The organism is Solitalea longa (assembly GCF_002920915.1).
GTDB lineage: Bacteria > Bacteroidota > Bacteroidia > Sphingobacteriales > Sphingobacteriaceae > Solitalea > Solitalea longa.
This window is the reverse complement of record NZ_PQVF01000009.1, coordinates 164,697-177,329: the sequence shown is the minus strand read 5'-3', so window position 1 is coordinate 177,329 and position 12,633 is coordinate 164,697. Positions and strand designations below refer to the sequence as shown.

Annotated in this window: 9 protein-coding genes; 1 reads left to right on the top strand and 8 read right to left on the bottom strand. The window is 42.1% G+C overall.

Annotation, left to right across the window (positions count from 1 at the left end; all coding sequences use genetic code 11):
- The first annotated feature begins 26 nt into the window (after positions 1-26).
- Complete coding sequence (gene accC / locus C3K47_RS13970; RefSeq protein WP_103789764.1) at positions 27-1,364, top strand: acetyl-CoA carboxylase biotin carboxylase subunit; 1,338 nt, start codon at positions 27-29, stop codon at positions 1,362-1,364.
- Between the two features lie 233 nt (positions 1,365-1,597).
- On the opposite strand, the gene C3K47_RS13965 is transcribed toward accC, so the two are convergent.
- From C3K47_RS13965 to C3K47_RS13930, 8 genes are all read right to left on the bottom strand, one after another.
- A complete protein-coding gene (locus tag C3K47_RS13965) occupies positions 1,598-2,950 on the bottom strand; it encodes an MFS transporter (RefSeq protein WP_207765304.1) in 1,353 nt (450 codons plus the stop codon).
- A gap of 31 nt (positions 2,951-2,981) precedes the next feature.
- Entirely contained in the window at positions 2,982-3,641 is a 660-nt protein-coding gene (locus C3K47_RS13960) for a bifunctional 4-hydroxy-2-oxoglutarate aldolase/2-dehydro-3-deoxy-phosphogluconate aldolase (RefSeq protein WP_103789763.1), read from the bottom strand.
- A complete protein-coding gene (locus C3K47_RS13955) occupies positions 3,631-4,653 on the bottom strand; it encodes a sugar kinase (RefSeq protein ID WP_103789762.1) in 1,023 nt (340 codons plus the stop codon). The genes C3K47_RS13960 and C3K47_RS13955 overlap by 11 nt, the downstream gene beginning before the upstream one ends.
- Before the next feature lie 3 nt (positions 4,654-4,656).
- On the bottom strand, positions 4,657-6,057 hold the full coding sequence (gene uxaC / locus C3K47_RS13950) for a glucuronate isomerase (protein ID WP_103789761.1): 1,401 nt from the start codon (positions 6,055-6,057) through the stop codon (positions 4,657-4,659).
- Between the two features lie 138 nt (positions 6,058-6,195).
- Positions 6,196-7,848, bottom strand: coding sequence for a UxaA family hydrolase (locus C3K47_RS13945; RefSeq protein ID WP_103789760.1), 1,653 nt, complete (start codon positions 7,846-7,848; stop codon positions 6,196-6,198).
- Positions 7,845-9,356 carry a tagaturonate reductase gene (locus C3K47_RS13940; RefSeq protein WP_103789759.1) on the bottom strand — a complete coding sequence of 504 codons (1,512 nt, stop codon included), beginning with the start codon at positions 9,354-9,356 and terminating at the stop codon, positions 7,845-7,847. The genes C3K47_RS13945 and C3K47_RS13940 overlap by 4 nt, the downstream gene beginning before the upstream one ends.
- Positions 9,357-9,362: 6 nt before the next feature.
- Entirely contained in the window at positions 9,363-10,646 is a 1,284-nt protein-coding gene (locus C3K47_RS13935) for a DUF4861 domain-containing protein (protein ID WP_103789758.1), read from the bottom strand.
- A 58-nt stretch (positions 10,647-10,704) separates the two neighbouring features.
- Positions 10,705-12,621, bottom strand: a complete 1,917-nt coding sequence (locus C3K47_RS13930) for a glycoside hydrolase family 88 protein (RefSeq protein WP_103789757.1) — start codon at positions 12,619-12,621, stop codon at positions 10,705-10,707.
- Between the last annotated feature and the right edge of the window lie 12 nt (positions 12,622-12,633).

Genomic DNA, 12,633 nt, shown 5'->3' with positions numbered 1-12,633 from the left:
TTCGCAAATTTTCAAATTGCTTATTCATGTTTAAAAAAATACTAATTGCCAATCGTGGAGAAATCGCGTTACGTATTATACGTACGTGTAAAGAGATGGGCATAAAAACAGTTGCAGTCTATTCAACTGCTGATCGCGACAGCTTACATGTTCGCTTTGCTGACGAAGCAGTTTGTATTGGTCCTGCACCAAGCAAAGATTCCTATTTAAATATTCCTAATATCATTGCAGCTGCGGAAATTACCAATGCAGATGCTATTCACCCGGGCTATGGTTTCTTGTCAGAGAACGCTAAGTTTTCTGCAATTTGCCGCGAGAATGGTATCAAGTTTATTGGTGCCAGCCCTGAGATGATCAATGCTATGGGAGATAAGGCATCTGCCAAAGATACTATGAAGAATGCCGGCGTACCAACTATTCCGGGTTCTGATGGTTTATTAAGCGATGTTAAAGAAGGTATTACTGTTGCCAACCAAATTGGTTATCCAATCATTCTTAAAGCTACTGCCGGTGGTGGTGGTCGCGGGATGCGTATTGTTTGGAAAGATGAAGACTTCGAAAATGCCTGGGATTCAGCTCGTCAGGAAGCCGGAGCTGCTTTTGGCAACGACGGTATTTACCTGGAAAAATTCGTTGAAGACCCTCGTCACATCGAAATTCAGGTAGTGGGCGATTCATACGGTAAAGTATGTCACCTTTCGGAGCGTGACTGTTCAATTCAGCGTCGTCACCAAAAATTGGTGGAGGAATCACCGTCTCCGTTTATGACAGACGAGCTTCGCCAGAAAATGGGTGAGGCGGCAATTGCTGGTGCTGCAGCCGTAAGTTACGAAGGAGCAGGTACCATCGAGTTCCTGGTTGATAAACACCGCAACTTCTACTTTATGGAAATGAACACTCGTATCCAGGTAGAGCACCCGGTAACCGAAGAGGTAATCAACTATGATTTGATCAAAGAGCAAATTAAAGTAGCTGCCGGAATTCCAATTTCTGGACGTTCATATCTTCCAAGCATGCATGCGATCGAGTGTCGTATCAATGCTGAAGATCCATTAAATAATTTCCGTCCTTCACCAGGTAAGATCACTAACTTCCACTCACCTGGAGGTCATGGAGTGCGCGTGGATACACACGTTTACTCAGGATATGTGATCCCGCCAAACTACGATTCGATGATCGCTAAGTTGATCACCGTAGCTCAAACCCGCGAAGAGGCTATCTCTACTATGGAGCGTGCTTTAAGTGAGTTTGTTATCGAAGGTATCAAAACTACGATTCCATTCCATTTAAAATTAATGCAGGATCCTAACTTCAGAGCCGGTAACTTTACCACTAAGTTCATGGAAACTTTCGAAATGGAATAGTTAAGCTATTTCAAAAAAATATAGGCGGATGAAGAATATTCATCCGCCTTTTTTATTTAAAAACAGGTTAAGGCTAAAAGGTATATTTTGATTCTAGTCTATATAAAACCCATTTAATGGAGTTATAGGAAAACCTGATGAATTGCCGCTACAGCAGCGTAAAGGTTATAGACTAACAAACTGTCCTTTACGCCTTTTGCTGTAACGTATTGTACTCACAAACTTGAAAATTGCTAAAGGGTTACGGGTTTCATTTTTGGAACAAGCAAATGCATAATTAGCCATCCAGTTAAGTAGGCGGCTCCACAAATAATGAACATAATATAATAGCCCGTTTGAATTTGGTTGATGCTTTCGTAGTAGACGAATAATCGTTTCTGAACAAGCAAGGTTAATAAAATACCTCCTAATCCACCAAACATACCACCAATGCCTGTAACTGATCCGGTGGCATTTTTAGGGAACATATCGGACACAGTAGAGAAGATATTTGCACTCCAGGCTTGGTGAGCAGCAGTTGCCAGTCCAATGACCATCACCGCTAACCACATATTAATGTCGCCAAGCAACTGTGCAAATACAATTGGTATAACCAAGATCGCATAAATAAGCATACTCGTTTTACGGGCTTTAAAAACCATCCAGCCATTATTAATGAGCCTCATGGGCAACCATCCGCCACCTATGCTTCCAAAACTGCTAATAATGTACACTACTGCACTAGGTAAAATAAGTTCATCGCCGCTCAGGTGATATTGCTTGCTTAAAAAATCAGGCAGCCAAAACAGGTAGAACCACCAAATGGGGTCGGTTATAAGCTTACCCAGCGCAAAGGCCCAAGTTTGCTTAAATCCTAAAAGCTTGATCCATGACACACTTTCCGTTTTTTCAACTGATTCAGTTTGTTTATCACTATGGATGTAATCGTATTCTGCGTCCGACAGTCTTTGTTGCTTAGCAGGTATTTCGTAATAAATAAACCATAAAATAAGCCAAACAAAGCCTAATGCACCGGTAATGATAAAGGCCCATTGCCAACCGTAGGTATGCGCGATCCAGGGAACCGATAGTGGCGCTATAATGGCCCCGATATTAGAACCCGAGTTAAAAATACCTGTTGCCAGCGCTCGTTCTTTTTTAGGGAACCATTCTGCAGTAGCTTTTATGGCTGCCGGAAAATTACCCGCTTCGGTAACACCTAAAAATAGCCGGGCAATACCAAATCCCATTGTGCCTGTAGCAAAACCATGTAAAACTGCCGAAATACTCCATAAACAGGTTGCCAGCGCATAACCAATACGAGTGCCCAGCTTGTCGATAATCCGACCGGCAAACAGCATCCCAATAGCATAGGCTAGTTTAAAAGCAACTTCAATGTTTGAGTAGTTTGTCACCTCTTCAATAGGATTCCATCCAAAGGCAGTTGCCAGATAGGGCTTTACATAACTCATTACCGCCCTATCGAGGTAATTGATGGTAGTAGCAAAGAAAATCAGCGAACAGATCGTCCAGCGATAACTACCTATTTTTTCATTTATGCTTGTAACGGTAGTGGTTGATACCTCAAGCTCTTTAAGTTCATTCATAATAAATTGGTTGCGTGGTTGTATGAATATCTTACCTACATATTTTAATTAAGGCTAATGCTTTTTGAGTTTCGGTGGATAGCTGCGTGTAATTGCGCTCGTCGAGCAGGGTTTTGCTGATTAGTTTGCTTCCCATGCCAACGGCACAAACTCCGGCTTTAAACCAGGTTTTGATGTTTTGCTCGTCAATTTCTACGCCCCCGGTTGGCATAAAAAGTTGACCAGGAAATAATTCTTTAATGGATGAAAGGAAAGCTGGCCCCAGAATATTTGCAGGAAACAGCTTGATCAGAACTGCATTGGCTAGTTGAGCCTGGTGAATTTCAGTAGGAGTGAAGCACCCCGGGATCCATAACAAGCCCGCTTCATGGGTTAGATGACCAACGTGAACATCCACTATAGGACATACAATGTAATCAGCTCCCGCATTGATAAACGCTTCAGCCTCTTTAGTCGTTTTTATGGTGCCGATCCCTAGATGCAAATCAGGACAAGTTTTTTTCAGCTCTGATTTTAAGTATCCGAAGTTTTCTAATGCTTCAGGCCCCCGGTTGGTATATTCTAATGTTCGTATGCCCGACTGGTAAAGCGTTTGAATGATATTAAGGCAAACTTCGGGCTGATTATAGAAGAACAAGGGTAGTAAGCCCTGGTCGACAATTGCCTTAAGTGCAGTTTCTTTATTTTGCATACTGTACAATTAGTTGATTCACCTCTTCTACGGTTGATGAAGTGGCATCAGATAGAATAAATAGTTTTTTATAGGCTGCGGCTGTGGCAAATTCGAGGGTTTCGGCAGGCGGCAGCTCATTATAGAACCCATAAATTAAACCAGCCATAAAGCAATCACCACTTCCCACCTTATCAATAATTAAATCGGTGCTATGCTCTTGAGAAACCAGCAGTCGGTTATTTGTATAAAGTGTGGTGTAGTATTTAATGCCTTTGTATTTATCAAACCTAAAGGTGTTGGCTACCGCTTTACAGTTAGGAAATACATTCATTATCGCCTTTGAGGTTAATTCGGCGTGTTCCAAATAGGCTTCTTTGTTGTCGTTGGCAAAGATATTTTCTTGTAAGGTGATGCCTAGCATGGTATTCGCAGCCCAAAGGTTACCCATGATCAAGGTGCAGTATTGCGCCAGTTCGGGTACAATTTCGGTTGGCTTTTTACCGTATTGCCAAAGTTTGGCGCGGTAGTTTAAATCGAGTGAAATGGTAATATTTTTGGCTTTAGCCGCTTTTACAGCTTCCAAACATACATTGGCCACTTGCTGATTTAATGCTGGGCAAATGGCGCTGAAGTGCAACCACGAAACGCCTTCAAAAACTTCGTCCCAATTAATGGTTCCCGGTTTTAAGTTTGAAAACGAAGAGTTGCTCCGGTCATAAATAACCCCGGCATTTTTTAAATCGCTGCCTTTAGGTAAATAGTATAAGCCTATACGATCACCCTGAAAGGTAATTCTATCGGTGTTTATTTGCTTGCTTTTAAGATAAGATACCAGCTGATGGGCCATTAAATTATCTGGCAGTGCTGTGAAGTAAGCAGATGGAACTCCCCAAAGGGCAAGAGCAGTGGCCACGTTTGCTTCGGCACCGCCAACATAAAAAGGCAGTTGATTCTGCTCCAACCATGAGCCCTTCATATCCGGGCAAATACGCAATAAAAGCTCTCCAAACGAAAGTACTTTTCCGGTCATAATTTAAAAGTTGAAATAGTTTTTAGCATTATGATAACAGATGTCTTGCACTACTTTTCCAAGCCAGGCAGTATCATTTGGTAATTCCCCGTTTTCTACATCATCGCCAAAAAGATTACAAACAATACGGCGGAAGTACTCATGCCTTGGATACGAAAGAAAACTTCTTGAATCGGTAAGCATTCCTACGAACTTGCTCAATAAGCCCATATTGGATAAGGCATTCAGCTGTTTGATCATACCGTCTTTTTGATCAAGGAACCACCAGGCCGACCCGAACTGAACCTTTCCGGCCACCGAACCATCGTTAAAGTTTCCGATCATTGTGGCCATTAATTCATTGTCGGCAGGGTTAAGATTGTAGATAATGGTTTTTGCCAAACGGTCTTCCTGATCGAGTTTTCCGAGGAAATGGGCTAAGGCTTTGCCCTGGCTAAAATCGCCGATCGAATCCCAGCCGGTATCAGGGCCCAGTTTTTTCAGCATACGCAAATTGTTATTGCGTAAGGCTCCCAGGTGGAACTGTTGCACCCAGCCTTTTTCATGATCCCAAATGGCAAAATAAAACAGCATGGCCGATTTAAACTTGCGGCTTTCCAGCGTTGATATCGATTGATTTGATCTGATCTTATTGAAGATTAGTTTAACCTCCTCGTCTGTGTATTCTTCCGCATAGATTTCTTCAAGGCCATGGTCTGAAACGGAACAACCATTTGCCGCAAAATAATCATGGCGACTTTTTAATGCCCATAAGTAGGCTTCAAACGATTGGATACTGCTATTACTAACGGTTTCGAGGCGATCGATATAAGTGTTTAAGGACTGGATATCATCCGAATTCATGGCCTTGTCGGGGCGAAATGCGGGTAATACCTTGATTTCAAATCCGTCTTTTTTAAGTTGCTGATGATCCTCCAAAGAATCAACAGGGTCGTCGGTGGTGCACACTGTTTCTACCTTCATTTTGCGCAATAAATTGCGAACCGAATATTCTGGAGTTTGAAGCTTGGCTGTACACTGTTCATAAATTGAACGGGCATTTTTAGAAGAAAGCACTTCTGAAATGCCAAAATAACGCTGAAGCTCTAAATGAGTCCAGTGGTACAAGGGATTGCGCAGCGTATACGGAACCGTTGCCGCCCATTGTTCAAATTTTTCAATATCTGATTTTGATCCGGTACAATAATCTTCGTGAACACCATTGGTACGCATGGCGCGCCATTTATAATGTTCGCCGTAAAGCCAAACCTGAGTCAGGTTTTCAAATTGAGTATCATTTGCAATCTGATCGGGCGGTAAGTGGCAATGGTAATCTATAATGGGCATTTCTTTGGCAAACTCATGATAAAGTTGTTGTGCCGTTTTAGTTTGCAGTAAGAAATTTTCATCTAAAAAACTCTTCATATAAAATCTTTTGTCGTCCTTTTCTTCTATTTTTAGCCTTGTAATAGATTCCCCGTTTATCGAATCACTAATGTGTGCTTGGGCCTGTCGAAAACTCCTGCATTCATTTGTTTCTCGAAACACGGAGAATCTATTTTTTTATAATGAAACTCCTCTTTTCCACGGGATAAAATCATCTTGTTGATGTTTAACGGCGCATACTTCAATATTACCGCTAGCTACTTCGATCACATAATCTAATATCCTGGATCCCGCCTGTTCAATTGTTTCGTCCCCAGCGATAATGGTTCCTGTATTCAGGTCAATGATGTCGTTCATGCGGTTAAATAGAGTCGTATTGCTCGCGATCTTTACTACCGGTGCAATAGGGTTACCGGTAGGTGTTCCTAAGCCGGTGGTAAATAAAACGATATTAGCTCCAGAACCTACCTCAGCGGTTGTTGATTCTACATCATTTCCCGGTGTGCAAAGTAGGTTTAATCCCGCTCTGGTCACTTTCTCTGGATAATCCAACACATCAACCACCGGAGAAGTACCCCCTTTTTTAGCGGCTCCGGCCGATTTCATTGCGTCAGTAATTAAGCCGTCTTTAATATTGCCTGGAGAAGGATTCATGTCGAAGCCTGATCCTGCTTCCGTAGCACGTTGTTCGTACGTATGCATCAATGCTGAAAAGCGCTCCGCATCTGACGTATGAAGACAACGATCGCTCAGGTTTTGCTCAACACCACATAATTCCGGGAATTCTGCCAGAATCACTGAGCCTCCCAGTGCTACCAGCAAATCCGAAGTATAACCAATGGCCGGATTAGCTGAAATTCCTGAGAAACCATCAGAGCCTCCGCATTCTAAACCAATGGTGATTTTACTCAGTGGGGCAGGGCGACGAATGGTTGAGTTGGCCTGAACCAAACCGGCAAATGTATTTTTAATCGCTAATGAAAGCAGATCAGCCTCGGTGCCAACAGCTTGTTGTTCGAGTATGTAAACAGGCTTGTCAAATGATGGATCACGTTTGGCTATTTCCGACTGCAATATGGAAACCTGTGCGTTTTGGCAACCCAGGCTTAAAATGGTAGCACCCGCCACATTCGGATGGGTGATATAACCGGCCAGCAACCCGCAAAGCGTTTCCGCATCCTGGCGAATGCCACCACAACCCCCATCATGAACCAAAAATTTAATGCCATCAACATTAGGGAATAAGCGGTTTTGTTTCTTCTCAACCGTCTCGGTATATAATGGTGCCTGTAACAGATCATTAACCGAATGGCCTTTTTTGTAAAGATCGACCAGTTGCAAGGTTTGCTCTTGGTAGGCCTTTTTTTGTCCGTAGCCAAGGGGAGCAATTAAGGCTTCTTCTAAAACTTTTAAGTTTCGGTTTTCACAGAAAACCATTGGAATCACCAACCAGTAATTGGCAGTTCCTACTTCACCATTACTTCTATGAAAGCCGTTGAAGGTGGTTGTTTTCCATTTGTTAACATCAGGTTTAACCCATTCGGTTTTGCGTTCACCGGTAGAGAAACCATTGGCTGCATGCTTAATGTTTGCAGTGCTGAGTACATTACCTGCCTCGAAATCGATTTGGGCAATACCTACCAACACACCGTACATCATTACCTTTTCGCCTTTGGCAATAGGCTTGGCAGCAAACTTATGTTTAACCTTTACATCATCAAGTAAGGTTATACTGTGTCCGTTTTGTTTGATCTCCTCACCCTTTTTTAAATCGGTAAGGGCAACGAGTACATTATCATCAGGATGAACTTTTAAAATAGCTTGCTTCATGCTGGTAAATTGGCTGGTTTTACTGTTTGAATAGCACTCATTATTCCGTTATTATTGATCTGTTCATAATACTCCTGAACACGATCGGCAAATCCTTTTAATTTCGTTAGATCGGTTCCCCATAAGCTTTCGTTGTTTAAAACTGTTGTCACGAATGCATCCGATTTCCATTGCTGATAGAAATACTGCGCCCATGGGTCGTTAACTGCGTATTTTTTATGGTTGCAGGTGGCGTAATATTTTCCGTCCACACATTCATCAGTATTCATAAACTTAAGGTAAGCGGCAAAACTCAATGCCATAGCCTCAGGTACTGCGTTCGAAAAATCATAATGCTGCAACAGTAATGGCAAAACACGGGCACGCAGTTTCAACGTATAGTTCATCGAAATGCTTAACCAGTTATGTTTAATATGAGGATTTCTGAAACGATCGAGCACCCTGTTTGCAAAGTCATTTACCTGGATAGGGGATACAGGGTACGGAATTGCCGGGCCGATCTCATCTTTCATCAAGCTTGAAATGAAATGCTCGATATCAGGATTGTTCATTGCCTGTTTTACCGTATCAAACCCTGCCAAATAAGCTACTGCGCAACTTAGGGTATGTGTGCCATTTAGCAAACGGAGTTTAAGTTCACTGTGAAGATTTATATCCGGGGTGATGATCACACCTTCGTCGGCTGCAGCAAACGTAAGTTTAGCAGCCAATCGCTCATCACCTTCAATGGCCCATAATCTGTACGATTCGGCAATTGAAAGCAGATCGTCCTTATATCCAAGTTCTGCATTAAGTGCCGCATTGGTTTTTGCATCGGGTTTACCAGGTATGATCCTATCGACAAGCGTATTACAAAAAGTATTTGCCCCAGTTAGCCAGCTGATAAAGGCCTCGCCTAAATCATGTTTTTGTGCCAGCGTTACCACTATTTCCTTAAGCTTGCTGCCGTTATCTGAAATTAATTCTGCAGGAAGAATGATCAATCCTTTCGATCTGTCTCCTTTATAAAACTGATAACGTCTTAGCAAAACCGCTAACAACTTGCCCGGAAATGAAGAAGGAGGGTTAGCATGAATATTATCTTCCTGCAACTGAATGCCGATTTCGGTGGTGTTTGAAAACACAAAGCCAAGATCAGGGCTTTCAGCAAAGGCCAAAACCTCGTTCCATTGACTGTTAGCTGCAATCACTCGGCTGATAGCCGTATTAATAATATTTTCTTCGATCAGTACATTGTTTTCAATGCCTCGAACGCATAGTGTATACAAATTATCTTGTGCTTCAAAAGCGGCAGTATCGCCGGTGCTTGTTGATTTTACCACCACAATACGACCGTTGAACAAACCCATGCGGTTGGCTTTGTCAATAAAATAATCAGGCAAGCCACGCAAAAGAACACCGGTTCCAAATTGCAGCACTTTTTCGGGCAACTGGAAAGTAGTTTGCTCAGGGATGCTTAAGCTGGATTCAGGAGAAATATGGGTTAAATTTTGTTGGCTTAAATTCATTCGTATTTACTTTACAGTTAAAGGATGGCTCCATTTAAACCCCTCTTCTTTCAAAAAGGAATCGACATAAGCTTTGTCGGCAAACTGACGATCACTTTGTTCCCAGGCTGCATAGAAGCGATAGGTACACGCATTGTTTTTGTTAGGTTTTAAAAATGCTGTATATGTGTTAATAATGCCTTCGCCCTCTTTGGGAGTATGATGAAAATAATCCAGTTCATCTTTTTTGGTCATTACAGCCATTCCTAACATATCCTTGTTTTCACTTTGCTTATCAAGCGTGTACATGCAATTGGTGTTTTCCACATCAAAACAAACCGACTGGTTGCTATGCATATTTACAATGCCGGTTACTACGTGCTCGTTTCCATATGTTTTTTCCAGGAAGATCTTATTCTGATAAAAATACTGGCCGCCCCAAATGCTTATTTCTTCGGAAATGTTATAAACCTGGTTTGCAATGTTTACCTGTTGATAAGTTAACCTGATGATCGACCGATAAGGTCCATTAGTAATAAGTTGATAATTTGATTTCTTCACATTGTTGCCCGCTACTCTGATAAGCGTATCAACTCCCTCAGCGTTTTTCAGACTGATGGCCAGCGCTCCTGCACCCAGTGATTGTCCCACTTTCAGGATATCCATGCCCCAGGGAGCAATGTGATGGTAATATTTATCACCCGAATAACCAACTGTGTCCATTACCATTGCTGCCGTAGTTTTGCCAAAAATGTCTTTGGCATTGCGAACATCAAAATAGGAGCGAAAGGCTACTTTATCATTTTCCCAGGCTGGCCCTTCAGTTTGGTACAATGGAATTGGGTTGGTAGTGAAATTATTGGCGGTTAAATTTTCAGGCATTGTTTCTGACTTTAACACTTCGCCATAAGTGCCATTGGCTTGTTTCTTTTTTAAACGCGAATGTGCTTTCGAAGTAATTCCTTTTAATGCCTGTTTTGAAACCGGATGAATGTCAGCTTCAATGCGTTTATGCGCTCCGATTGTCAGCGGAAAAACGGCTTCATCCCAGTTGCCATCTCCATTCAGGTCATCAAGTTGACATATAATAGTGTTGGTATTAAAAGTGATCTCATAGGTTTGAGAATCGCTTATCTTTCCCAGTTTTTTCTCCAGAAAATCACGGTTCAATACCACCAATTCATCTGTACGCGGAACATCAGTAGCGTTTTCCAAGGTGATCTTATAAACCGATTTCGAAGAGCATCCCTGCAATGCCAGTGCTGAAAGCAATAACAACGAATATTTTTTACTTATTAAGCTCGTTATCATATTATTAGTTAATAACTGATGCGCATTTATTTCATTAAGACAGCTTTATGCTGCTCATTTATTTAGTTGCCGGCACCTGATTAAATAACCAGTTGGTTAGGTCATCAGCAGCCTGCAGGTTTTTAAAGGATGATGGAAGTTTACGTCCGTCGGTATATTCATTATATAACCAAGGGTCGCCAACGGCTAAAACAGTTCCTTTGCCCACCTTTGCAATAGCGATAATGGCCATGTTGTTACTTTCAACGGCGGTCTTGGCAGGAGCAGTAACGTTTAGCGAGCTAATTTCTTTCAGGTATAATTGCCATGGTTGAGTAAACAATCCGCTATTGGCAGAGGTAAGCACTTTTCCCATTTCAAATTGATTGTTGGTTACCTTGTTTTGTGTTTCTTTTTTAAAGCCGATACCAAAATTGGCTGCCAGGTTATTCAAATGATCCAGGTCACAGTTGTTAATATCGTTCGCCATTAAAACCAACACACCGCCCGCTTTAACCCAATTTGTAATAGCATTAATTTGAGGTTGTTCAATGTAGTTTGGTTGTTTAGTGTCTTTCTCATTGTCGGGATCAACAATGATATACACATTGGCCGATTTCAAGCTTTTGGCGGAAGGAACCGTGTTAAGCTCAGTAGTTTTAGCTCCGGTATAACGGATGTGTTCACCCCATAATGAAAATCCACCATGGTTAAGTTCCGTCCAGTTGTAATGATGAGTTTGTTTAGTTCCGCTGGCATCTGTTTGAAACTCATTATTAAAATAGCGGTCAACCATTACGGTTTTACCTTTTCCGGTTTGCTTAATTTCTGTAAGTTCCATTTCATTGGCAGCAAGTAAAAAAGCACCTACTCCTTTAGGATCGTTGGTAACTACCTTTTCACTCATATAGTATTCATAACTGCCATCGCGGTAAGGCTTGCCCCCTAAACCCGCCACACTAATGGTACCATTCAGGTTAACTTGCCCGTTAGCATCAGTTTCAATAAATGTATTCGTAATGCCTTTGTATCCTTTATCAGCAACCGCTTTGTACTTAGCCGGTAAATACCCCAGGCGCACCGCTTTGGCTAAAGTGTACACCAACATACATGAAGCTGAAGCTTCTTTATAGTTTCCTTTGCCTTTAGGTTTGTCTAGCACATTGTACCATAAGCCGCTTTTTGAATCCTGTACCTTAGTTATTGCGGTGGCAAAACGGTTTAAAATGCTAAGGATAGTTGCTCTTTTAGGATGGTTGGCCGGGAAATTCTCCAGCACATCAACCAGTGCCATGCCGTACCAACCCATTGCCCGGCCCCAGAAATTAGGGGAGTTGCCGGTGGTTTTATTAGCCCATGCCTGCTGTTTCGATTCATCCCAGCCATGATACAGCAATCCTGTTTTAGGGTCGCGCGCATGGTTTTCCATAAAGATCAACTGGTTGGCAATATCATCGAAAGCTTCCGGTTCATTGAACGTTGCGGCATATTCGGTGTAAAATGGCGCACCCATGTACAAACCGTCAAGCCACATTTGGTAAGGGTATATTTTTTTGTGCCAAAAGCCACCTTCGTTAGTTCTGGGGTGATTTTTAAGCTGCTCACGCAAGAGCTTGCAGGCTTTATAATATTTTTCGTCGCCGGTTACTTTGTAGAGCAATAAAAGCGAACGGCCATTTTTAACATTGTCTATATTGTATTCATCTTGTCGGTAGCGGTTAATGCTTCCATCCGGCTGCACAAAAAAGTCCATGCTTTTTTGCGTAAAGTTGAAGTAATCGGCATTTCCGGTACGTTTCCAGATGTTCACCATTCCTTCCAGCACCACGCCCTCGTCATAAGCCCATTTCACAGGTTTACCAACAGGGTTGGCCAGTGAATCTTTCCAGATCGTCATAACAGTAGCGGCCATTTTCTCCGACAGATTTTGAGCATAGCCGCTTCCTGTATAACTTCCAATCAATATAAATACAATTATGAGACTTCGTTTTTTCATGAGATAAGTACA